Here is a 24078-nt window from a genome sequence, read left to right as displayed (position 1 = left end):
TGCTCAAACGATGTCTATTTCACCACGAGTTTAGGTTTTTCTTGTTCATAAAAGAAAATACGAGCGCCGGCAACTTCTCTTTTTTCTTTTATCGTACAGTTAAGCTTTCCTTCCACACATGTCGGCCAACATGTAGTGAGGATATTATTATTAGCGATGTATTTATTAACCAAAGGAGCTATCAATCATGAGTAATCAAGATTTATCCAAACAAATTATCGAACTGGTCGGCGGAGAATCGAATGTCAATTCGGTATTCCATTGTGCAACACGTCTACGTTTCAAATTAAAAGATTCCAGTAAAGCAGATAAAGCTACTTTAGAAAAAACACCGGGTGTGATTACCGTTGTTGAAAATAGTGGACAATTTCAAGTGGTTATCGGCAACTCGGTAAGTCAGGTGTACGATAAAATTATGGCGGAAACCAATCTACAAGATGTAGAAAAATCAACTGAAGCGCAAAACACTTCTACAGATAAAGATACGAATGTTCTAGGTAAAGCGGTTGATATTATTTCCAGTATCTTCTCTCCTCTCCTTGGAGCATTAGCAGGCGCAGGGGTACTGAAAGGATTAGTGGCTCTTTTTCTAGCACTTCACTGGTTAGATAATACATCTGGAACATACCTTGTTCTTAATGCGGCTTCAGATAGCGTATTTTATTTCTTACCGATCTTCCTAGCTGTTACAGCAGCTCGCAAATTCAAAACCAATCAGTTTGTGTCGATTGCGATTGCAGGTGCGCTGGTCTATCCTACGATTCTGACAGCGTTAGATAGTGGTATAAGTCTATCGTTCCTCAGTATTCCTATTGTACTGGTTAACTATACATCCAGTGTTATTCCGATTATTTTGGCGGTATGGGTACAATCGTATGTTGAACGATTTGCAAGTTCGTTTATCCATGAATCGGTCAAAAATATTTTGGTACCGATGGTCGCTTTGTTAGTTGTTATTCCGTTAACATTCTTGGTATTTGGACCTGTAGGTCATTTGGTCAGTCAAGGATTAGCTTCTGGATTTACATGGATTTATAATTTGAGTCCAATTCTAGCAGGTGGTATAGCCGGTGCATTCTGGCAAGTATTTGTTATTTTCGGCGTACACTGGGGCTTTGTTCCGATTATGCTTGGAAATATCGCAGCAAACGGATTTGATCCGATGTTGCCGATGCTTACAGCTGCGGTTATGGCTCAAGCCGGTGCAACATTAGGTGTATTTTTCAAATCTAGAAATAAAGATACCAAAGCATTAGCAGGTTCTTCTACGCTTGCAGCTATTTTTGGAATTACAGAACCAACGATTTACGGAATTACATTGAAATTGAAAAAACCGTTTATCTATGCTTGTATTGCTGGTGCTGTAGGTGGCGCTATTATCGGTGCCGGTGGTTCTAGAGCGATCGCATTTGCTTTACCAGGTTTGCTTGCTTTGCCTACGTATATTGGTACTGGTTTTGTTGCTGTTATTATTGGACTGTTGGTCGCTTTTGTACTAGCTGGTCTTTTAGTATATATTCTTGGATTCAAAGAAGAAGCTACCGTAGCAACTGTAGATAATACTCCTGCTCCAACAGGAAACACCTCTACTGCTACCACTGCTTCTGTGATTGCAAAAGAAGTGATTATCAGCCCACTACAAGGAACGACCCTACCGCTTGAATCGCTTGAAGATCCAGCTTTCTCTTCAGGTGCGATGGGTAAAGGGATTGCGATAGAACCGACTTCAGGTCTATTGACTTCACCTGTGAATGGTACGATCACAACTGTTTTCCCGACAGGACATGCGATTGGAATCACTTCTAATGATGGTGCCGAAATGTTGATTCATGTTGGCATGAATACCGTTCGCCTGAAAGGTCAATTTTTCGAAAAAATGGTTAAAGAAGGCGACGTGGTGGAGCAAGGACAATTGTTGCTCAAATTCGATATCGAGCAGATTCGTGCCGCTGGTTATGTACTAGCTACGCCTGTTATTGTAACCAATGCAGCCAGCTATCTTGATGTCCTCAAAACGTCTGAAACAGAAGTGAACAATCAAGACTATCTGTTAACCGCAGTTGTCTAAGATTCACGTTAGATTTATGGTAGGTGCTTGAAAACGCTATTCTTGTGTATTACAATAAGGATAGATAATTAAATAACTCAGGATTGTGACTGGTCATGCAGGCAAAACCTAAATGGATCGTGTACAGGTGCTCTTAATAAGAGACTTCCTTGCATTTTCTGTTTAGGTTTTTGTTATGTATAGGGTATTTTCGCTTGATCAGCATTGTTCTCAATTATATTTTTTTATACTCTATGACGAAAGAGGTAATGAACATGACGAATGTACAACAAGGATTTCCTAAAGACTTCTTATGGGGCGGAGCAACAGCAGCGAACCAATTAGAAGGCGCGTACGATGTAGATGGTAAAGGTCTATCCAGTGCGGATATGATCGCTTATATTCCAAAAGAAGAACGTGGTATTACAAACCATGCTATGGAAATTTCTTCTGAGCGTATTGCACAAATTCTAAGTGGTGAATTTGAAGCACGCTTCCCTAAACGTGATGGTATCGACTTTTATCACCGTTACAAAGAAGATATTGCTTTGTTTGCCGAAATGGGCTTCAAAGTGTTCCGCCTTTCGATTCATTGGGCACGTATTTTCCCAAATGGTTATGATGAGCAACCAAACGAAGCAGGTCTACAATTCTATGACAATGTATTCGATGAGTTGCGTAAATATAATATTGAACCGTTGGTGACTCTTTCTCACTATGAGACTCCACTCGGTCTAACTGAAAAATATAACGGCTGGGTTGATCGTGAAGTCGTAAACCATTTTGCACGTTATGCGGAGACGGTATTTACACGTTACAAAGATAAAGTTAAATACTGGTTAACGTTTAACGAAATCAATGTGTTAACGATCAGTGCTTTTACAGGTGGCGGTGTCGTTATTGACCGTGAAGAAAACAAACTACAAGCGATGTATCAAGCATTGCATCATCAATTTGTAGCTAGTTCAATCGCTACTAAATTGTGTCATGAAATTATTCCAGGTTCGCAAATCGGTTGTATGTTAGCACGTATGGAGACTTACCCGTTCAGCAGTAACCCAGAAGATATTCGTCAAGCGCAACATGATAACCAGATGAATCTATTCTTTACAGATGTTCATGCACGTGGTGAATATCCAAGATTCATGAACCGTTATTTTGCTGAAAATAATATCGTGATTCAAAAAGAAGATGGCGATGATGAAATCCTCAAAAAATATACTGTCGATTATATTTCGTTCAGTTACTACATGTCGATCACGGTAACAACAAGTACAGAGGGTGACAAAGCAGCTGGAAACTTATTCGGCGGTGTGAAAAATCCATATTTGGAAGCTTCAGATTGGGGCTGGCAGATCGATCCAATCGGTCTACGTGTCACGCTTAACAACTTCTATGATCGCTACCAAAAACCATTATTTATCGTTGAAAATGGTCTCGGTGCATTTGACAAAGTAGAAGAAGATGGCTCCATCCATGATACGTATCGCATCGAATACTTACGCAAACATATCGAACAAATGCGTGAAGCGATTGCCGATGGTGTAGAATTGATGGGTTATACAAGCTGGGGTCCTATCGATCTTGTGAGTATGTCAACTTCTGAAATGTCTAAACGATATGGATTTATCTATGTCGATCAAGATGATGATGGTAATGGTACACTCAATCGTTCGAAAAAAGATTCATTTGAATGGTACAAAAATGTCATTGCTACAAACGGTGCAGAGCTATAAGACCGATGATATAAAGATGATACTATGATACTCTTTCTGAGCGATTAGCTGACTAGATCATCAATCTTCAGGTAACTAACAAGAAAGAGTATTATATTTCATATTAAAAGACGTATCCTCTTTTCAAAGAAGATACGTCTTTTTTATGTGTTGATATCCATTTACCTATGTTTAGCTAACATTCTTTCACTAACGACAGCATCACATTCGTGATTGTGGATATCTGGATTCTGGTCTGTTTCTATATAATGATCTATCGTATATTCCAAAAAGCGTTGTGTCTCCATCAACTCGGCAATACTTTGTTTGACTTTGAGATGGTGCTCTTTGAGTATTTGTAATCTTGTGTCTAATGTGCTTTTACCGACTACCGCTAATTCGCGATAATTCTTCATCTGTTCCAACGTCATCCCTGTCGCTTTGAGTCGGGTTAGAAAAATGATTCCTTGAATTTGTTGCTTACTGTATGCTCGATGTCCATTGGGCTGACGATCTGCATAAGGTAGTAACCCAATCTTTTCATAATAGCGAATAGTGTCTTCGCTCAGTCCAGTCAATTCAGCAGCTTCCTTAATAGATGTCATGTGTTCAGGAATATCGATCATACGTCTATTGTCATCTCCTTGATTAAATGTATATCACCACGGTACAACACCATTTTCATCGAAAAATTGTCCTGTTGGACCTGTTTCATCCAAAGTAGCCAGTTCTACGATAATAGTTGCCGCTTGTTCTACAGAACGTGGCCCTGTATTGTCGTTAAAATCAGTTGCTGTATACCCGGGATCAGCTGCGTTCACTTTAAGCGTAGTGTCTTTAAATTCCTTCGCAAACATTACGGTTACAGCATTTAAGCTTGCTTTTGAACTGGCATAAGCTAATCCGTTAAAAGCAGCATATTCATAATTAGGGTCACTATTTTGAGTCAAAGAACCTAATCCACTGGATACATTTACAATGCGTGGAGCAGAAGACTTCTGTAATAAAGGTAACATATGTTGGGTTAATTCAACGACTCCGAATACATTGGTATCATACACAAGACGCATATTTGCTACTTTGTATTGACTTGGTGGTGACATGGCATCAATAGAAACACCAGCATTATTGATTAATACATCTAACGAACCAAACTGTTGCTCAATGTATCTGGAAGCTGATTCAATCGTTGCTGTATCTGTAACATCTAACTGTATAAAATGAGCTGTTATTCCTTGCGTCAACAAGTTTTCGACCGCTTCTTGCCCACGAGATTCATCACGAGCTCCTACCAGTATTGTATATCCTTGACGACCTAATTGTTGCGCTGTCTCATAACCGATTCCTTTGTTGGCTCCTGTAATGAACACTGTTTTGTTCTGACTCATGTATATACCCTCTTTTCTAGTAGTAGATGAAGTGGTTCTATACACACTCTACTACTTGGAGTATACTCCAAGTCAAGTCGCTTTCTCGCAAAAGAATAGGTAACTCGAATAGTTTTCTATTTTTAACTATTCTAATAATGATAGATTTCTTTCATCTTTATGGCATATTGCTTGTTTTTGCTCTCTTTCTCTGCGCGTGATGCCATAGGGCTTGAACAGCAAGTCCAATCTCGATCACAAGTAATATACTAATGATCCATGAACCCCCTGTCAAAATCCAACGATACATTTCAAGCGCCCATCGTGATTCAGTATACTGCTGATATAACGGATAGATACGCAAAGTAAAGAAATAAAACATCCCTAATGTAAATAAACGAGTCCATTGTGCGGTATTATAGATGCCAATCCCTTGTCTCCATCCTTTAGCTTGAATACGTCTTATAGCACGAACCACTTCTATTCCTTCAACGATAATCAATATTATCCACGTGATCCACCATAAATAAATAATCGCTACATCAGACCAAGCATGAACGGTTTGTACAGCCGCTCCGGTAATAGCAAGTGCTCCGTACAGAATACAGTTAGGATCTGTCCACTCCTCTACTATAGGATGACGATGATGCCAATAACGATAGACAATCAACATCACACTCCATATATAAAATATCAGCCCTATAATAATAAGAGTCTGATGAAGCCATAACAGATTATCGATCTTAAATATTTGATGTAATAAGAGCACGATAGACTGCGTGGATACGGTAGACAGCAATATTATGCCATGTACACGGTGGATCTGAGATTGATGCAGGATTTGGTACCAACCCCGACACATTACATATAACACAACTAACCATAATCCTATATTGAGAATAGCTATAATGCGAATAATTTCATTTAAAATAAAGTGATTAAATGAGGCATGAATAGCAATTAATAATGTGGATGTACCTGCCACCCATGTTCCAGTAGCAAACCGCATAACAGGATCAGCTAGATGGTCTTGATACAAGCGACCCCGGCGAATAGAACCGATATAGCTTACTAACAAATATAGCCAGATCCCTACAGTTATTATCACTAACAGAGAAGTCCATATACTCTTTGGACTGTAACCTGATAGCTGTTGCCAGGCTCCTTGTATAAAAATACCTAGAGCCATGACAATACTACTAGTGGCTGTTGGTACAACAGGTACATCCTTTTTGCTACTCCATGTGATCATAATCGCAATGATAAAAAGTAGTAGCAAACCTATAAGCATGATTATTCTCCTTTATCTATGATCGAAATAATCTATATGCTGTGATCTATAAAATGCACGTTTAGCTTTCACTTCATTCTTATTGATTATGCTCGACCTCGTTGCGGGATATACGGTGGAACAGGTGTGTTAAGAACAGAGATCGGTACTTCTAACGATTGTCCCATTTGAATATCATACGGTGTATTTAAGCGATTGGCTTGTAACAGATGCTCTACAGTCATATTATATTGTTCGGCAATATATTCAGCCGATTCTTCGCCGATTACGATATGTTCTTTGCGTAACTTTTCGATTCGACAAGCGGCTTGTTTGAATGTAGGCTGTTTGGACAATGGATCTGTGAAATCAGCAGTTAACTCGTTAGCCGCTTGATTACCTTCCCAGCTTCCATAATGAAAAGGTACAAATACCAATCCTTTTTGCACCGCTTTACCAATCCGAGCAGGTACTTCAATCCAGCCCCGTGGGGATCGAATCCGTACCACTTCCCCTTGTACAATAGACATCGCTGCGGCATCATCTTCATGTATTTCTACATAACCATTTGGTGCAGCCATCTGTAGGTGGGGAGCACGAGCTGTTTTGGTACGGGTATGCCAGTGCCATACTAACCGACCAGTTGTAAGCCACATCGGATAATCTTGATTTGGTTGTTCCGTGGGTGCCAGATAGCGAGTTGGATGTAGAATTGCCCGTCCATTCGCCTCTTTTTTGACAAATTCATCATGAGATAAGGGTCGCCCACTGAATTGATCTTTGGTATAACTTTGCGCATAATCAGCATGTGTGGGGAACTTATAATCACTGTACAATCTTGGTGTCCCTTCTGGATGTTGATCATTGGTAGGCCAGCGTAGTCCATTGGATTGCTCAAGCTTATCGTAAGTCATACCTGTCATATCACATGGACGACCGCTAGATACTTTTTTCCATTCTTCAAAACATTCTTCAGGTGTAGAATAACCAATTAACGGTTGACCATCTTTGTCTTTTAACTCCATTCGATCAGCAAAATCAAGTAAAATCTGTAGATCACTTTTGACTCCCTGAGGTGGTTCTACTGCTTTACGCAAAATATTGATTGTACGATCTGCATTTTCCATTGTTCCTTCTTTTTCTCCCCATAACGCCACAGGTAGAATAACATCTGCTACTTTTGCTGTTTCTGTTAAAAAAGGATCTTGTACAACCACAAAAATCTTTTCTAACGCTTTGCGTGCACGACGACGATTAGGCAAAGAAACCATAGGATTAGTGCCAATATTCCAGAAAAAAGTGACTTTTCCTTCTTCTATCATATCAATCTGCTCTTCTATTCCTTTTTCCGGACCTGTCGGCAATGTATCTGGTTCTACATTCCATAAAGTCGCCATCTCTTCAATATGCTGAGGATTCATCGGATTACGTTGTGCTGGATAAGTACCCACTCCACCTGCTGTCCGATTCGCTGAGGAACTTGGTTGTCCTGCCATATGTAAAGGCCCACAACCAGGCTTACCAATCAGCCCTCGTAACAAGTGCATATTGTTGATCGCTACACAAGCAGTTGTTGCATCTGCACTTTGAAAAGTACCTTGTAATGTAGTGGTTACCATAGAAGTAGTCTGACCAATTACACGCCCGGCTTCCTCTAATTGGTCTACAGGGATTCCGGTCACTTCAGAACTACGCTCTGGTGTCCAATCCTGGACGGCGGCTGCCATATGATCATAACCAATCGTATACTGATCAACAAATGACTGATCCACATAACCATCTCGAATCAAAATATGCGTCAATCCATTTAATAAGGCAACATTAGTACCCGGACGAAGTTGTAAATGTAAGTCAGCATTGCGAGCTGTCAATGTCAGGCGAGGATCAACAACAATAATATAAGGATGACCTTCACGCTCTTTACGTTGCATAATTCGTTCATGCAATACTGTACCTGTCTCTGCCACATTGTGTCCAAATAACATTAACGTATCTGTAACATCTACATCATCAAAAGAAGCCGGTGTACCGTCTGCTCCAAAAGATTGCAACAAACAAAATTCTGTTGTCGCTGTACAAAGACGAGTATTGGCATCTAGCAGATGGGTATGCAGACCAGCACGTCCAATTTTGGCAATTGTATAATAGTCTTCTAGATAAGCCTGTCCTGTGGAATAGATAGCGATGCTATTACCACCTTGCTTCGCTATAGACGCTTTGGCTTTGGTCACAATCAGTGCCATAGCTTCTTCCCAACTTGCTGGTTCTAACTGCCCTGCATGATTCCGAATCAAAGGAGTTAATAATCGATCGGGACTGTTATTGGCATACCATTGATTTTCACCTTTAGGACCTAATCGTCCACGGTTAATAGGATGGTTCCCATTGCCTTTAATTCCAACAATCTGATTATCTTTGACAGCGACATGACAGCCACAACCTACCGAGCAAATATTACATGTACTATATACCCAGCGGTCTACTTCACCTTGAGAATATACATTCATATCAATACGTTCGTCTTGCCAGCTCATACTTGCACCCCCAGATAAAAAGATGGAATAAGATATTTGATAGCTGCTTCACCATAATGTTGTTTCATGAGATCGGCTATATTATTAAGCTGTGCTCGAATACTACGATATAACGATTCAATCTCTTCAATATATTCAGTCTCAAAAGAAGGCATCCATTCTACCGCTCGCACCCAAGCACGCATCGTTGGCTCACTCACCTCATTATTTTGATAAATGATCGCGAGATAAGGACGGATTTTATCTAAATCAGGATTAGAATGCTGGCCTGATTCTTGTAGAGCTAGTAGGTGATCTAGCGCTTCACGCTGTTCATGGGTGGTGTAGCGAATCAGCTCGATAAGCGGGTGTTTCATCGGTTCTGTTTTTTCTAATATCTGATTGATATCATTCGATATTTGCTCTAAATGTGTTGTCAAAAAATTCATTATTTCCCTCCATCATGATATGATTTAGCTTACCTTTCTAGAATAAAGCTCAAATTATTTCTATATTATTACCCACAATCACTCACATATATGTCTATATATACATTTTTTTATGATCGATTTTCTGTAACATAAACAAAAAAAGCGTATAGAGCACCTTCGTTAGAAAGTCGTCTATACGCTTTTTGCTATGATTATGATATTACTTCATTTTTCTTGAATGTACATGTGGGATACGTTGAACTGGCACTTCTGCAACGACAGGACGATGTACAAATGCATCAACCGATAGTACACATTGCCAGATTAACAAAATGACCATCATACCAGCAGTTACGATCATTACACTCATCTGTAGATTCGCTAGTGATGCATTCATGATTGAACTTGAATTCATACTGATGAGACGCCATGTAAATAGATTAAAAATACCGATCGTAAATATCCGACTCCATTGTGTCACATCATATGTTCCTACCGCTGTTTTCCAGCCATTTCGTCTTATTCTCATCACAGCACGAATCATCTCAATACATTCCACGACAAGTAATACAGCTAGCGATATCCACCATAATATCGATACACTACTCGGTGTCCAACTGGATGTCTCAATAACAGCCACTCCTGTGATGGCTAATGCACCGTACATCATTACATTATTACTTTGCGATTGATCTGCTGTATTCCAAGCATACCGTACATATCGATAGATCATTAAGCTAGCTAACACTACATATAAGACCAGTCCCCAACCAATCAGCAGACGGCAAATAATCAACATCGCTTCACTATGTCCAAAAATATCATACAATAACATCGCAATCGATTGTGTTGCTACGGTAGCCAATAATACAATGCCATGAACATGCCGTCCAGCTTGCATTTTAGCAATATCGATCATACTTTTCACTACCCAGTACATAAAGAATATCCATAATCCGATAGTCATGACTGCTAGAATCAATACCGTTTCATAGACCCATGAAGATGGAAATGAAGTATAGATTGTGATCAGTAAAATAGAAGTTCCCGCAATCCATGTCCCTATTGCAAACCGACCCACAGGATCAGCTAAATGGATAGCATAAAATTCGTCTTTACGAATCGAAGTGATATAACCCAGTAATAGATAGATCCAGATCGCAATCAAAAGAATCACTAATGCCGATGTAGCATAAGAGTACACAGACAATCCTGTTAATTCACCCCAAGCTCCTTGTATAAAAATACCTCCAACCATCAGTATACTTCCTGCGGCGGTTGGCATATCTGATTTACGCCTATACGTATGTGTAGTCATTAATCCAACAATGATGCAAGCCAGCATCAAAATAATCAGCATCCCTATTGATCTTCCTTTCGAGTGATACAGAAATAAATTATATTTCAGTAAATAGTGCCTATATCTAAGTAGTAGTAACCTGTTATTTCAAAATAAATAGTAGCTTTAGTATAGCATAGTATGTAAGTAATGTTAGGTTGAGATTAGGTGAGAAATAATTTACTTTCTATATAAAGTATACGTATTCTTTTTAAAACGCAAAAAAAGAAGGTCAATAATATATCGACCTTCTCCTTTATTTGATTTAGCGAAGTCATACGTTTTTATTGATTTTCTTTCGTTACTAATTTCAATGGAGCTGGAATAGATTTTTCAACTGTTTTACCTTGTAGAACATCGCGAGCAGCATCAACTGCCATTTGTCCGATCAGTTCAGGTTGTTGTGCGACTGTTGCTGTTAATTTACCATCTTTAATCGAATTGAGCGCATCTTCGTTACCATCGAATCCGATCACAGGAATATCTTTGCCTGAGCTTTGAATCGCTTCAATCGCACCTAGTGCCATTTCATCATTATGAGCAAAGACAGCTTGTACATCTGGATTTCCTTGAAGTAGATTTTCCATAACGGTTAGACCTTTAGTACGGTCAAAATCTGCTGCCTGACTAGCGACTACATCTAACTCTTTATCTGCAATATCGTGGAACCCTTTACCCCGTTCACGAGTAGCCGATGCACCCGGTACGCCTTGTAATTCGATCACTTTAGCATCTTTACCTAGTTCTTTGACAATGTATTCAGCTGCCATCTTACCGCCTTTGACATTATCTGAAGCGACTAGAGCTTTGACATCTCCTTTGTCAGCTGAACGGTCCAAAGTCACAACCGGAATATCTAAAGTATTGGCAGATTGAACAGCGGCTGAGATGGCGGCTGAATCAGTCGGGTTAATCAATAATGCATCGACTCCCTGCTGAATCAAATCATCGACATCATTACTTTGTTTAGCTGAATCATTTTGCGCATCCACAACGATCACTTCAATATTGAGTTTTTTGGCTTCTTTGACTACACCGTCTTTAAGTGATACGAAAAATGGATTATTTAAAGTAGATACAGAGAGACCAATCTTAATCTCGCCTGCATTTGCTGATTTCTTTGATTTTGCCCATGCTGGAGGTTGAAGTGAACACCCTGCTAGTAAAATAACAGTCATGACAATAGCAAGTAAAGGTATAACTTTTTTCATACTGGATTCCTCTTTTCCTTTTAAAATCAACGGATTATGCAGATTTTTTGCGATCAATCAATACTGCGATTACAATAACGATCCCTTTAACGACCATTTGATAGAACGAAGATACGCCCAACAAATTCAGACCATTATTCAACGTACCGATAATAAGAGCACCAATCAGTGTACCTACGATTCGTCCACGTCCACCGGAGAGGCTTGTACCCCCCAATACAACAGCTGCAATAGCATCCAGTTCATACGATGTACCTGCTGTCGGTTGTGCTGAATTTAGACGAGAAGTTAAGATTGCTCCTGCTAGAGCAGACAATGCACCAGCAAGTGAGTAGATCATAATTTTAACACGTGGTACTTTGATACCAGATACGATAGCGGCTTTTTCATTACCACCAATTGCATACGTTTTACGACCAAAAGGAGTTTTGTGAAGAATGACCCACAATACAATAAATGCAAGTGCCATCGTGATCGCTGGTACAGGAATTCCTAAGAAATATCCACGACCGAACAATTGAAATGCGATACTATCGCCAAGCCCTGTTATAGGATTACCATTAGTGTAGACAAGTGTTAATCCACGGAAGATGGTCATCGTAGCTAATGTTGCGATAAACGGAGCCATTTTACCTTTAGTGATCATCAATCCATTGACCATACCCATGACGCCACCTGCTGCACATCCGATAATAATGGCAAAAATCGGATCTACACCTGCTAACATCAGATTCGCTACAAATGCACTGGATAAAGCAAGAATCGAACCTACCGATAGATCAATACCGCCTGTTAAAATAACAAAGGTCATACCGAAAGCTATCAGCGCATTAATCGCTACCTGACGCAACAGATTCAAAATATTAAGCGGTTCCAAAAAGTCTGGATTCAATACCGATACAATAATCACTAGAATAATAAATCCAAGTAATGGACCTAATTTCTGTGTTACATTTGATAATTTGAAATTTTTATCTGGTTTTTCTTTCGTTATTGTTGTCATATTACTGTCCTCCTGTAGCTAACGTCATAATATTTTCCTGTGTAGCTTCTTGACTGGATAGTTCGCCACTTATCTTGCCTTCGTGTACGACTACAATGCGATCACTCATCCCTAATACTTCTGGCAATTCAGAGGACACCATAATAATGGCTACACCACGATCGGTAAGTTCATTCATCAATTGATAAATTTCACGCTTCGCTCCTACATCGACTCCGCGGGTAGGTTCATCTAAGATCAATACACTAGGTCCAATACCAATCCATTTCGCGATAACAACTTTTTGCTGATTACCACCGGAAAGGCTACGTGCAGGCGTTTCTGCGGATTGGGTTTTGACCTGTAAACGTTTGATTAATGTATCTACAAATTCAGCTTCTTTTTTGGTTGAAATAAATCCTTTGGAAGAGAAACTAAATAAGTTAGGTAGCGCCATATTTTCACGAATCGAAAAGTCGAGCACTAACCCTTCGTCTTTACGATCTTCGGTAATAAAGCCAATGCCATGTTTCACTGCATCATCCGGTCTACGAATATTGACTTTTTTACCACGTATCCAGATTTCTCCGCTATCTAGCGTGTCCAGTCCGAATAAGGTACGCATAATTTCTGTACGTCCTGAACCCATTAGTCCAGAAAAACCTACAATTTCGCCAGCTCGTACCGAAAAGCTTACATTCTGGAACTGCCCTTTTTTACTAGCATCTTTCACTTCCAAAATCACTTCGCCAGGTTGTGGTGTACGTGCAGGATAACGTTCAGTCAGCTCACGTCCAACCATTTTTTTGACCACTTCATCAAAATGAGTATGTGGGATTTCTTTGGTATCGACTGTTTTACCATCTCGCATAATCGTAATTCGATCACAAATCGCAAATATTTCTTCCATTCTGTGCGAAATGTATACGATTGATACGCCTTCTTTTTTGAGCGCTATAATCACTTCAAATAACTTCTGAATTTCACGCTCCGTTAGAGCCGCAGTCGGTTCATCCATTACGATCACTTTTGCATCTGTCATTAACGCTTTGGCAATCTCAATCATCTGTTGTTGTCCAACTGAACAATCTCCTGCTTCGCCTTGTAACGGTAAATCCACTGCTAATTTACGTAATTGTTCTTTTGCTAGCGTTTTCATTTGTTTGGTGTTCAGTAAACCCCACTTAGACGTTAGCTCTTTACCAATAAACAAATTCTCAAGTACCGTCATATCACGCCAGATATTAAGCTCTTGATGGATAAAAGCGATCCCTTTTTGTTCAGCGACTTTTGGATTATCAAAATACGTTTCTTGACCATCTATAATAATCGTTCCTTGATCACGCTCATGCAGACCAATCAAAATGTTCATTAATGTTGATTTGCCAGCTCCATTTTCACCCATCAGTGCATGAACTTCGCCTGCGCGGAGATCAAAATCGACTCCGCTCAAGACTTGGTTTGTACCGAAGGATTTGTAAATACCATTCATTTGAATCTGCATATACAATGCCTCCTTTAAATCTGCTGTGCTATTTCTACTTTATGAAGAAGTTATACTTTTAACGCGCTGCCGTTCCAAAATGTACACCTGCATGCAAAATACAATTGGCATACGGTCTAGACTCACCCGTACGGATAATCACTTTAGCCTGTTGACTGTAGCACTTAAACTCTTCATGACTGCATTTCAACAATGGGATATGATCGAACTTTTGTTGCATATATAAAAATGTATCTTGATTCTGCGCTATCATTTCTTCAGCAATGGTGATCTGTTCAATTGCCATATCTTCTGAGATAACATGAACCACATCACGAAAACTGGGTACTCCATAAGTCAATGCCAGATCGATCTTAGGTACTCCATCAGGTACAGGCAATCCTACATCTGCAATCACGATATAATCCGTATGACCAAGATCAGCTAATACTTTCGAAATATGACTGTTCAAAATTCCATTCTTTTTCATTACAATTGTTCCTCAACTTCCTGACGTGTTGGCATTCCACCTTGTGCGCCAAACTTGGTAACGGAAAGAGAGGCGGCTCGATTACCAAAACGTAATGCATCTTGTAAAGACTGCCCTTCTGCTAGAGCCACGCCAAAAGCTGCATTAAAGGTATCGCCTGCGCCAGTGGTATCTATAGCTTCTACTTTATAAGTAGGTACAACTACTTCTTGCTGTCCATCATAATAACGAACCCCATTACTGCCTTCGGTTACAAATAAGCGATTAGGATGTTGACGTAATGCTTCTTCTAACGTCTGTCCTTCAAAAACAACAGCTGCTTCATGTTCATTAGGAGTAATGTAAGACAAATTCTTAATCACAGTGTCATTCACAGGGCGTGCTGGTGCAGGATTTAATAACAAAGGAACATTAGCATCCGCACAAATTTGACTAACATAGGTTACTGTTTCTTCTGGAATTTCTTGCTGAATCATAACGATATCTGAAGCTTGAATCACTTCAATCGCTTGAGCTACATAATCTGGAGTCACATGATCATTTGCCGCTTTCACTACAATAATACTGTTATCTCCATCGGCTAAAATAATATGTGCTGTTCCACTTTCCATATCTGTAACCGGTTCCACATAGTCTACATTAACATTGTTATCTTTGAAATTTTGTAAAATAGTTGCTCCCAAATGATCATCGCCTACTCGGCCGATCATTGTAACTTCTGCTCCTAAACGTGCAGCAGCGACAGCTTGATTAGCACCTTTACCGCCCGGAACGGTTTTGAAGCTTTCTCCAAGAACCGTTTCCCCCGCAACTGGACGTTTGGATGAAGTTACTACCAAGTCCATAGAACAACTACCGATTACACAGATTTTAGCTTTAGAAGAAACTTGTTGAGATTGAGTCATAATACAATTCCACCTTTCTATTTCTACTTGATCAGATTAAAGTTTACGAGTTGTTTCCCGTTCTATAAATTGCACTGGCATTTGAATGATGCGTTGTTCTCCTGCTGTACCTTCAATCAATTGAATTAATAAATCAGCTGCCGCTCTGCCCATATCGTATGCCGGTTGGCGAATCGTAGACAATGCTGGCGATAATAGACTACTTAACGGAATATCATCAAATCCGATAATTTGTACATCTTGAGGTACTTTTTTACCTAAGCGATATGCTTCTTGAATGACAGCCGTAGCTACAATATCATTACTTGCAATCACTCCATCGGTATCAGGGTATTGCTCAAACAATTCTTTTGCCCAGCGATCTGCATCTGTAAATGAAAAAGAAGAAGTCTGTGTTGTATGATAATGGATGCCCATATCTTGCAACACTTCTATCGCTCCTTGAAAACGGTCTTGAGCAGGACGAATATGAATCGGCCCTTGCATCACTGTAATCTGCTGACTTCCACGCTGGATCATTTGCTGGGCTGCAAGTCGACCACCTTCTCGGCCATCTGCATAGACAGCAGGACGATCACTCGATATCCGATCTAGAAAAACAACGGGAATTTTGAGTGAACGGTAAGAAGCTGTTCCTGGATCATTGGTAGATGAGATCACACCGACTACATTATTTTGTACAAAAGTCTGTATGTAATCTTGTTCTTTGGTTTGACTTTCATCACTATTGCCAAAGATTAAGCGGAATCCACTTTCCTGCATCCGATCCTCTACTCCGCGAGCTAACTGTGGAAAATAAGGATTCGTAATATCAGGTAGCAATAGACCAATTAATCTGGATTTGCGTTTATATAAAGAACGTGCCACTTCATTAGGTGTGTAGTTCAATTGTTGAACAGATTCTTCTACTTTGCGCCGTGTATCTTCATGTACATAGCCTGTCTCATTAATAACACGTGAGACGGTCGCAACAGAAACACCTGCATGGCGTGCTACATCTTTTATCGTTGTCATTTTCTTTTCACCTCAATGTGTAACCGGTTACAGATATAAATTATCATATCCTTTTGCGTTTGACAACTATTATTTTAGATTTTAATTTATTTGATGAAGGTGGATAGTTATGATTTTCCTTTTTTCGTTCTTTGTGTAGAGTTATGTATAAGTGTGCATAATCTGTACAGTAACAAAACAAACTTATCTTTTTCTATTATGAATTTTTCATGTATTGAAATTTTATTCATTGCAGATATTTAGTTAAATGATTATTTAAATTAGATTGTTTCACCTGCAAAATAGATAATCATCCAGTGGACTTATTATACGTTTAAATAAACCCTATTCGTTAAGCAACGATTCGATTGATTGAATATTCCATGCACAAAAAAATAACAAAAAAGCTATCCTCTTATCATCTCATAAGAAGATAGCTGGGTACTTATTTAGTATAGCTATAAGATGGGAAATCTTTATTTTAACCGTTGATGTACAGATTCACAGTTTAGTTTTTCGAGTAAAATTTATAAGTTTACGTCTGTCCAACCCATTCTGGCTCTGCAATTTCTTCCCAACGACTACGTATCGCTTCAAAATGTTCTTTAGGTAATGCACCTTCTTTAAGCAAAGCAGCATTTTCTGTCCAGCGACTTGGCTTCGTTGTTCCGACAATTGCTGTATCTATACCTTCAATACTCAACGTAAAACGTAAAGCACGTTCTATACTTTTTTGAACTTCTTCATCTTGCAAAAATCCATAATTAAGATCACGTAAACGATTCCAATAGACAAAAGGATATTCTTGTGGGCCTACAGTTTCAAGAGTCCATGCTGCATTTGCTATCGGACGCTTCGCTACAATACCCATACCATGCTTACGCGCTTCTGGAATCGTAAGTGCAATCGCTTCTTGATCTGCAATATTAACAGATGTTTCTAGACTATCAAAAAGACCTGTATTAATCGCATATAGTGCATTCGTATGATCACCGCTGTAACCAATATAACGTGTTTTGCCTGCTTGTTTGGCACGTTGCAAGACTTCGATCACTTCACCACGGCGTAATACTTCTTCAGAGCAACTATGTAAATGAATCACATCGACATAATCGGTTTTGAGCCGTTTAAGACTGCGGTCTATACTTTGTTCCAACATCACAGGGTCCCAATCAGGAGCATCGAAATCTGCGGCATGTCCGCATTTAGTAAACAAATAATAGTCATCTCGACGATGAGCTAATGTATTACCTATCAATTCTTCACTTTGCCCGTAGCATTCTGCGGTATCAATCACATTCAAGCCTGCATCGAGTGCACTATTGAGCAATTGTTTAACATCACTTTCACTAACTCCGCTTCCTATTTCAGAACCACCAAATCCGAGCACACTAACTTCCATATCCGTTTTACCATATTTACGTTTTTCCATTACTGTAACCTCCTTGGTCATATCGATTCGCTAATTTATTACCCTTCAGCTGTAAGCGTAATCACTCACTTGGAAAATAATGTACTTTGGTTATTCTAGTTCCAACTCAAGATCATCATCTTCTAGTCGTTCTGGATTGATCCAACTCATTTGCTGAAGGTTCAATATTTCTTTAAATTGATCCACCAAATCATGCATAAATTCCAATTGTTCTTCATGTTCTTGCGTCATTATTGTTTTTAATTGTTGGATTTGTTCTGCACTTACTTCAAACAGACTGAATTGTTCCACGTTGCACTCTTTAAAAAGGTTATTGATCTGCTCTTGATAGATATCACTATTATGTAATTCATCTAGCAATTGTTGACGAACCCCTTCAAAATCAGGGTTTGTATATAACAATTCCACTGGATCTTCTTCTGGATAACGATCTAATGCTAATTGATATAACGCCATATCTTCCATTTCATAATTGTAATCAAACTTAGCTTGCGATTTGCCTTTAAATACAATCTCATAACTCCACCCATGATCTTCTGCGTTATCAAAATGTAATACAGGTATCGTATTCGAAATATCATAAATAGATTCGGGAATCCTTTTATAAATCCCTGTATCTTTCATAAAAAACAGTGTCCATTTGTCATTCAGGTGACCTATAAATAAAGGATTAACATCCTGCAATAGATCGCTATGTTTGCGTTGAATTAAATGTCCAATCGTAAATTCGCTCATTAGATCACTCCTTTTTATACCTCAATATTTTAGGAAAGCTGTAACATTGCTTTAATCATCGCCAGATATTCACGTAGCATATTCTGCGGTAGCAAATACCTTAGAGATGGACTTGCTATGCCGTGCACGTTGTATCCAAGCGTAGAAGCAATCATTTCAGCACGATAAAGATGATAATTGCTTGTAACAATTATAATGGAAGCATTATTTACACCTTTCGATTGCAAAATATCTTTAGAAAATGTTAAGTTTTCAAACGTGCTGGTCGAACGATTTTCTTGAATAATACGATTCTGATCGATTCCTTGATTGACTAGGTACCGACTCATTGCTTCTGCTTCCGGGATATCTTCACCTGGACCTTGACCACCTGATACAATAACAGGAATATCAGGATGCTGTTTGAGATATACGATTCCTGTATCTACTCGTTGTTGTAAGATGATCGAAAGCTCAGAACCTCTAAGCCCGGAACCCAGAATAATCATATAATCTATATCTTTGACTTGAGTATCATTGATCTTAAAGCCAGATATAATCATAGATTCAATGATACTAAACGAAAGTATAAACACAAACATTCCTGTAACGATCAATCTTTTGAATAGGTCATGCCCGAATATTATTTTCAACCTTTTAAACATGATTTGCTCCTTATACAAGCTTAGCTGCTTTTTGAAATAATTATGTAATTTGTATTAATATTGGATACTTATTTGATTATTTGTTAAAACGATAGACCAAAAACGATTAAAATAAAAATACCCACCATCCAATTTGCATAAGCCGCTAATTTTCTATCTGTTCGAAACGCAGAAGCTCCTGAGGAGATCATAAGCAATCCAAGCAACAAAAAAGTATATCCACCATTATACTTGCTTACAATTTCCCAAATCGATAAAGCAACTGTAACTATAGCCAACACTATCGTAACCATCATAAAACCGTCTTTATTTCGTAACATGTTCCCCCTCCTTTATCTTTTAAAATTATAACATCATTAACCGATGCTTGTGAAATTCACTACTTTGCACGCTATCCATCCGATTCTACATAGCAAAGACTCTATTGCTAATCGATTAACAATAGAGTCTTTTTTATATAGTACTTATTATATAAAGCACATGTATCGCTTTTACAAAAATAATCATTAACCTTCAGGATTCATCTGATGAACCACACGTAACAATTCTTTACCTGTACCCAGTTTGTATCCTTGCAAACTATAGCGAACCCGATTTTGTTGATCTACAACAATCACCACAGGTAGCTGGTCTCCATTTAAGGAAGGAAGCAACTCAGACCATTGTGACAGTGATTGATGATGTGGATCTATCTCTATATGGGATTGTGCAGGTAAAGGATCAAGGGTTACGACTGCTTGCTCTGATGGATCTGCGATCAATAGGCAAATATCCCCTGTCCACGATTCAAGTTCTACTCTAAGTTCCGCTAATTCACGTAACAAATGTTTGGTAGGCTCGCGTTCAGGTTCAAGCCACGCTAAAATGCTACCTGATGTTACATCTACTGCTGTATTCTTTGTTTGTACGTTATGCAATTGATGTTGTAGATTTTCTGGTAATTTTTCTAGCAGAATGGGTATCGGTTGCTGTTCTGTACGGAATACTAATTCTACAGCTACTTCTTGGTCAGATTCTACTGTAAAATAAGCAAATGTGCCCAACACACTTCCATCTTCCAGACGCGTACCTGTTGTCAAACGGTACTCTCCTGCTAAAACTGTATACGGCTGATCATACACATCTTTTTCACCATAAGGAATATCTAATGTACGATAATGACCTTTTTCCAAAATAGCGATTGTAAAATTATGCTGGTATTCTGCAACCACTTCTGAAGAATCCACTGCACGTGTGAATATGATATTGCCTGTATTGGAAGCAGATGAGGTAAGCGTATCGGTCTCTTCTGAGATAGACTGATCTTTTGCCCATTGTACCGAATACCATATCCCTTGCATCTGATATTGAGGCATTGCGTTCAAAGGTTCTAAACGTGCAAAGATTCCTAGACTACGTGCAGCCGCTACAAATACAATATCCCGACTAACCGAGTCAGTCATTCCTAACTGATGTGCTCTAGCAGGTGTAGCCATTCCTGTATAACGATCCACATCATTATTTATAATCAGTTCTTGTTCTAATACAGCGGCTAACTGCATTGGATCTGAGCGAAATTGATCTTGTTGCACTTTACTCCATTGCTTACTGAAATATGCTCGATAAGGAGTAAGCATTTCAAAATGTACCCGCGGACAAAGAACATAGGCATCCCAATCTTTCGCCATATCTTCTGTAGGTTGATTTAATAATAGTGCACCTTGCAAATGATCCTGCAATACGGCTCTACATGTATCGGTTAAGTCTTTCGGACGTAAACTTTCTAATAAACGCAAACCTAACTCTCGTTCAGATGCTGAACATTCATTGAGAAAAGTAGCTATTTCCTGTCCGTTTCCTTTAGCCGTTTGCAGTATATGCCCTACCCGATCTACAGGTAATTGCCATGCTTCAGCATCATGTTGTGCTTGCTCCTGATCTACAAAAGTCTGTTCAAACGCAGTACGAATAGCTGTCCCTGCTTTGATTCTTTGTGTATGTTGTTCAATGATTGGCTCGTCTAGCTTGATGCCACTATCCATAGCAGGAGCAACAGGGGGAGTCATTTTCCATTCTTCGGTGAATAAAGTTTTATTCTTTTCATTAGTCAGACTTGATGTGTAGGCAGATTGGGTCTGGTACTTCAATACTACTTTGAACTCTGAGGAACGACGAGTATCGATAAATGCAGTTCCCCATGATGAAGATGTGCGCGCATGAATTAGCAGGTCGCCATAACCTGTAGTTAATGAAGCTCGTCCATGATCATCGGTCATTAACGAAGTGAGCGGATAAAATTCAGCCGAATTGTACAATTGAAACTGAACTTCGGCTACAACAGGTTCACCTGCTTCATTTACTGTATCCACATGAATTGATTTCACTGAAGCATAATGATCTAACAGATTGATCTCGGTATACCATGGATGTGTAGTCGTTACTTCTTCAGGGCCATTATAATCCGCAAATACGCGCGTATGCACTAACATTGCACGCTTAGCGGGTAAGCGAAACCATCCTTCATCCAATATCGGCTCGGGTTCACATGCACCCAGAAAGTGCCACTTCCCATCTGCCCATGCTTCGACCCATGCATGATTAGAATCACAATGTGCCCAGCGAGGCGTATAACACTGACGTGCAGGAATCCCGATACTGCGTAGAGCAGTTACAGTCAAAGTCGATTGTTCTCCACAACGCCCGAGTGCAGTCCTCATTATCGTTAATGGAGAAACAGTGCGTATATCTGTGCCTATATATGTGGCTCGTTCATGACACCAATAATTCGTTTCCAATATAGCGTTAGTCATGGATAAATGTTGGACTCGATCAGCTAACTCTTTATAAATAACAGACCGACTCTGATCGATATTCTCATTATTGACTCGATACGGGAGGACATAATTCACAAAAATATCAGCTGGAATATGCGAACCCCACGGCATTTCCGCTTGAACCTGTAATACCTGCCGAATATGTTGCAGGAAAAAAGCACCGTCGTAATCAGCTAGATCATGTAGTGGCATATACGCATACAAAAATTGAAGCAACTGTTCTTCTTGCTCTGACAGAGGTTGGTCAAACACATCAAATAATGATTCTGCTCGTCCTTGTGCTTGCTCTTTTTTCCATGCTAACTTTTCTTTAATAAGATCCAGATTCAATCCATAAGCTGTACGTGTGGTCATGAATATCCCTCCTGATGATCTATACTGTTGATCGTCGATAGCTTGGCGACTGTTTGTTGATAAGAGTATGCTAGCGTCTCACAATAATTATGCTTCTTCCCATACCCATCCATCTTGACGGATACAGAGCCTAATCTGCTGATCAGGTACAATGATAGACATTTGGAACATACTACTTGTTGTTTCCAATTGAAGTTGTTCCATACGGGCAATACTTTGTATATCCACAGGTAACATGGCATATATTATTTCCAGTTGATCGCAATATCGGTCATGCTCACTTGCATACTGACGCTGACGATAATATAGCTGACGCAGTAACCATTTGTATTGTTCTATGTTTGTTATATACAAAGGCTGTTGAGAATCTTCTGTTGTCTGCTCATCAACAAAAATGACATATCCCCACAGCTCAGGATAATGCATATTCACAATACCCATTGGACTCCACACCCAGTTATCTTCTGGAAAAGAATTGCCTGTTGCTGGATCCATTCTTTTTACATACTGGTTATCTACAATATCTACTTGCCATTGCACACGCGAAAAATTCACACGCCAGTTCTCACCCGCTATCGGCGCACGCTTATGTAGCGAACATTCTTTCAAAATCGACCATGGCATTGCAATCTCAACACTCCATTTGCGATTATTCGCTTGTGGATTATTCAACTCTCCATCAATATAGACAGCTGTTCGTAATCCGCTGATATCCCAGCCATTGATTGCAGGTCCCTGATCTCGATACGGCTTGGATAATAATAAATCCCAAACTGTATTCAGAGCATTGATCTCAAACTCATAATAATGATGAGTATCTCCATCAGCATCTATAAAAACTTCAAAATCATTATCATAAAAAATAACAGAATCTCGCTCTGTCTGATTGGCCCATATTTCATTATCTTCTAATTCAGCACCAATATAGAAATACTCATCATCCCAGAGCATTTTGACACGGGTCTGCTTGGTAGGTAAAGGTTTCAAATCACCTTCGATATCTACAAACTCATCTGTCCAGTTCGCTTTTTTCCAAAAGGGCTGATCTAATCTTCCACTCCAATCACTTTGTCCTTCTGCCCGTTTACACTCATACTGTTTGGGTTGATACGTGATATTCGGTTCAGGAACAGCAGATAGCTTGTGCATGATGTCATCTCCTTCTTTTGTTAGCAATTCTTACATTTATTCTAAAGGAGATATAGACATACGTAAATATGGCATATATACACTCCAATATATGTCGTATTTGTCTTTCAAATGAATAGATATAGTTAAAATAGGATAATTCTGTTCTAAAATAGTCAATAATACTGACAATAAAAAGCAAAAAAGCTCCTATGTAATTTAAGAG

Annotated in this window: 20 protein-coding genes; 2 read left to right on the top strand and 18 right to left on the bottom strand. The window is 39.2% G+C overall.

Features of this window, described 5'->3' with window-relative positions; genetic code table 11:
• The first annotated feature begins 187 nt into the window (after positions 1 to 187).
• On the top strand, positions 188 to 2068 hold the full coding sequence (locus RCP16_RS06555; protein WP_308641936.1) for a beta-glucoside-specific PTS transporter subunit IIABC: 1881 nt from the start codon (positions 188 to 190) through the stop codon (positions 2066 to 2068).
• A gap of 254 nt (positions 2069 to 2322) precedes the next feature.
• The gene (locus tag RCP16_RS06550) at positions 2323 to 3783 is read left to right on the top strand and encodes a glycoside hydrolase family 1 protein (RefSeq protein ID WP_273594132.1); all 1461 of its coding nucleotides are present in this window, start codon (positions 2323 to 2325) and stop codon (positions 3781 to 3783) included.
• A gap of 161 nt (positions 3784 to 3944) precedes the next feature.
• On the opposite strand, the gene RCP16_RS06545 is transcribed toward RCP16_RS06550, so the two are convergent.
• The 18 genes from RCP16_RS06545 to RCP16_RS06460 form a co-directional block, all read right to left on the bottom strand.
• Positions 3945 to 4367 (bottom strand): MerR family transcriptional regulator, encoded by a 423-nt coding sequence (locus RCP16_RS06545; protein ID WP_241669287.1) that lies wholly within the window; start codon positions 4365 to 4367, stop codon positions 3945 to 3947.
• 54 nt (positions 4368 to 4421) lie between these two features.
• Positions 4422 to 5150 (bottom strand): SDR family oxidoreductase, encoded by a 729-nt coding sequence (locus RCP16_RS06540; RefSeq protein WP_308641935.1) that lies wholly within the window; start codon positions 5148 to 5150, stop codon positions 4422 to 4424.
• A gap of 157 nt (positions 5151 to 5307) precedes the next feature.
• Positions 5308 to 6420, bottom strand: coding sequence for an SLAC1 family transporter (locus tag RCP16_RS06535; RefSeq protein ID WP_308641934.1), 1113 nt, complete (start codon positions 6418 to 6420; stop codon positions 5308 to 5310).
• Between the two features lie 86 nt (positions 6421 to 6506).
• The gene (locus RCP16_RS06530; protein ID WP_308641933.1) at positions 6507 to 8933 is read right to left on the bottom strand and encodes a molybdopterin-dependent oxidoreductase; all 2427 of its coding nucleotides are present in this window, start codon (positions 8931 to 8933) and stop codon (positions 6507 to 6509) included.
• The gene (locus tag RCP16_RS06525; protein ID WP_308641932.1) at positions 8930 to 9361 is read right to left on the bottom strand and encodes a hypothetical protein; all 432 of its coding nucleotides are present in this window, start codon (positions 9359 to 9361) and stop codon (positions 8930 to 8932) included. The genes RCP16_RS06530 and RCP16_RS06525 overlap by 4 nt, the downstream gene beginning before the upstream one ends.
• Before the next feature lie 202 nt (positions 9362 to 9563).
• Positions 9564 to 10703: an SLAC1 family transporter gene (locus RCP16_RS06520; RefSeq protein WP_308641931.1), complete on the bottom strand. Its 1140-nt coding sequence runs from the start codon at positions 10701 to 10703 to the stop codon at positions 9564 to 9566.
• 263 nt (positions 10704 to 10966) lie between these two features.
• Positions 10967 to 11893 (bottom strand): ribose ABC transporter substrate-binding protein RbsB, encoded by a 927-nt coding sequence (gene rbsB, locus RCP16_RS06515; RefSeq protein ID WP_069328114.1) that lies wholly within the window; start codon positions 11891 to 11893, stop codon positions 10967 to 10969.
• Positions 11894 to 11927: 34 nt separating this feature from the next.
• Positions 11928 to 12896, bottom strand: coding sequence for a ribose ABC transporter permease RbsC (gene rbsC / locus RCP16_RS06510; protein WP_308641930.1), 969 nt, complete (start codon positions 12894 to 12896; stop codon positions 11928 to 11930).
• A 1-nt stretch (position 12897) separates the two neighbouring features.
• Positions 12898 to 14379, bottom strand: a complete 1482-nt coding sequence (locus RCP16_RS06505; protein WP_308641929.1) for a sugar ABC transporter ATP-binding protein — start codon at positions 14377 to 14379, stop codon at positions 12898 to 12900.
• Between the two features lie 58 nt (positions 14380 to 14437).
• Positions 14438 to 14848 carry a D-ribose pyranase gene (rbsD, locus tag RCP16_RS06500; protein ID WP_308641928.1) on the bottom strand — a complete coding sequence of 137 codons (411 nt, stop codon included), beginning with the start codon at positions 14846 to 14848 and terminating at the stop codon, positions 14438 to 14440.
• Entirely contained in the window at positions 14848 to 15753 is a 906-nt protein-coding gene (gene rbsK, locus RCP16_RS06495) for a ribokinase (protein ID WP_273594140.1), read from the bottom strand. The genes rbsD and rbsK overlap by 1 nt, the downstream gene beginning before the upstream one ends.
• Positions 15754 to 15789: 36 nt before the next feature.
• Positions 15790 to 16767, bottom strand: a complete 978-nt coding sequence (locus RCP16_RS06490) for a LacI family DNA-binding transcriptional regulator (protein WP_137221656.1) — start codon at positions 16765 to 16767, stop codon at positions 15790 to 15792.
• 514 nt (positions 16768 to 17281) lie between these two features.
• Positions 17282 to 18178 carry an aldo/keto reductase gene (locus RCP16_RS06485; protein WP_069328120.1) on the bottom strand — a complete coding sequence of 299 codons (897 nt, stop codon included), beginning with the start codon at positions 18176 to 18178 and terminating at the stop codon, positions 17282 to 17284.
• A gap of 90 nt (positions 18179 to 18268) precedes the next feature.
• Positions 18269 to 18913: a hypothetical protein gene (locus RCP16_RS06480; protein ID WP_308641927.1), complete on the bottom strand. Its 645-nt coding sequence runs from the start codon at positions 18911 to 18913 to the stop codon at positions 18269 to 18271.
• Between the two features lie 29 nt (positions 18914 to 18942).
• Entirely contained in the window at positions 18943 to 19557 is a 615-nt protein-coding gene (locus RCP16_RS06475; protein ID WP_308641926.1) for a YdcF family protein, read from the bottom strand.
• 83 nt (positions 19558 to 19640) lie between these two features.
• On the bottom strand, positions 19641 to 19877 hold the full coding sequence (locus RCP16_RS06470; protein WP_308641925.1) for a DUF3953 domain-containing protein: 237 nt from the start codon (positions 19875 to 19877) through the stop codon (positions 19641 to 19643).
• 186 nt (positions 19878 to 20063) lie between these two features.
• Positions 20064 to 22724 carry a transglutaminase-like domain-containing protein gene (locus RCP16_RS06465; protein ID WP_308641924.1) on the bottom strand — a complete coding sequence of 887 codons (2661 nt, stop codon included), beginning with the start codon at positions 22722 to 22724 and terminating at the stop codon, positions 20064 to 20066.
• 87 nt (positions 22725 to 22811) lie between these two features.
• Positions 22812 to 23873: a carbohydrate-binding family 9-like protein gene (locus tag RCP16_RS06460; RefSeq protein ID WP_308641923.1), complete on the bottom strand. Its 1062-nt coding sequence runs from the start codon at positions 23871 to 23873 to the stop codon at positions 22812 to 22814.
• Positions 23874 to 24078 lie beyond the last annotated feature (205 nt).

The sequence above is a fragment of the Paenibacillus nuruki genome (assembly GCF_963311185.1).
GTDB classification, from domain to species: Bacteria; Bacillota; Bacilli; order Paenibacillales; family Paenibacillaceae; genus Saccharibacillus; species Saccharibacillus nuruki.
The sequence above is the reverse complement of the archived record's forward strand: the minus strand, read 5'-3'. Positions and strand labels throughout refer to the sequence as shown.

Excerpts from the sequence above, each read along its gene's own strand:
- RCP16_RS06525 (WP_308641932.1), bottom strand. The coding sequence starts at position 9,361 with ATGAATTTTTTGACAACACATTTAGAGCAAATATCGAATGATATCAAT.
- RCP16_RS06555 (WP_308641936.1), top strand. The coding sequence starts at position 188 with ATGAGTAATCAAGATTTATCCAAACAAATTATCGAACTGGTCGGCGGA.
- RCP16_RS06540 (WP_308641935.1), bottom strand. The coding sequence starts at position 5,150 with ATGAGTCAGAACAAAACAGTGTTCATTACAGGAGCCAACAAAGGAATC.
- RCP16_RS06465 (WP_308641924.1), bottom strand. The coding sequence starts at position 22,724 with ATGACCACACGTACAGCTTATGGATTGAATCTGGATCTTATTAAAGAA.
- RCP16_RS06460 (WP_308641923.1), bottom strand. The coding sequence starts at position 23,873 with ATGCACAAGCTATCTGCTGTTCCTGAACCGAATATCACGTATCAACCC.
- RCP16_RS06535 (WP_308641934.1), bottom strand. The coding sequence starts at position 6,420 with ATGCTTATAGGTTTGCTACTACTTTTTATCATTGCGATTATGATCACA.
- RCP16_RS06490 (WP_137221656.1), bottom strand. The coding sequence starts at position 16,767 with ATGACAACGATAAAAGATGTAGCACGCCATGCAGGTGTTTCTGTTGCG.
- rbsC (WP_308641930.1), bottom strand. The coding sequence starts at position 12,896 with ATGACAACAATAACGAAAGAAAAACCAGATAAAAATTTCAAATTATCA.
- RCP16_RS06545 (WP_241669287.1), bottom strand. The coding sequence starts at position 4,367 with ATGACATCTATTAAGGAAGCTGCTGAATTGACTGGACTGAGCGAAGAC.
- rbsD (WP_308641928.1), bottom strand. The coding sequence starts at position 14,848 with ATGAAAAAGAATGGAATTTTGAACAGTCATATTTCGAAAGTATTAGCT.
- RCP16_RS06550 (WP_273594132.1), top strand. The coding sequence starts at position 2,323 with ATGACGAATGTACAACAAGGATTTCCTAAAGACTTCTTATGGGGCGGA.
- RCP16_RS06470 (WP_308641925.1), bottom strand. The coding sequence starts at position 19,877 with ATGTTACGAAATAAAGACGGTTTTATGATGGTTACGATAGTGTTGGCT.
- rbsK (WP_273594140.1), bottom strand. The coding sequence starts at position 15,753 with ATGACTCAATCTCAACAAGTTTCTTCTAAAGCTAAAATCTGTGTAATC.
- RCP16_RS06480 (WP_308641927.1), bottom strand. The coding sequence starts at position 18,913 with ATGAGCGAATTTACGATTGGACATTTAATTCAACGCAAACATAGCGAT.
- RCP16_RS06485 (WP_069328120.1), bottom strand. The coding sequence starts at position 18,178 with ATGGAAAAACGTAAATATGGTAAAACGGATATGGAAGTTAGTGTGCTC.
- rbsB (WP_069328114.1), bottom strand. The coding sequence starts at position 11,893 with ATGAAAAAAGTTATACCTTTACTTGCTATTGTCATGACTGTTATTTTA.
- RCP16_RS06530 (WP_308641933.1), bottom strand. The coding sequence starts at position 8,933 with ATGAGCTGGCAAGACGAACGTATTGATATGAATGTATATTCTCAAGGT.
- RCP16_RS06520 (WP_308641931.1), bottom strand. The coding sequence starts at position 10,703 with ATGCTGATTATTTTGATGCTGGCTTGCATCATTGTTGGATTAATGACT.
- RCP16_RS06475 (WP_308641926.1), bottom strand. The coding sequence starts at position 19,557 with ATGTTTAAAAGGTTGAAAATAATATTCGGGCATGACCTATTCAAAAGA.
- RCP16_RS06505 (WP_308641929.1), bottom strand. The coding sequence starts at position 14,379 with ATGCAGATTCAAATGAATGGTATTTACAAATCCTTCGGTACAAACCAA.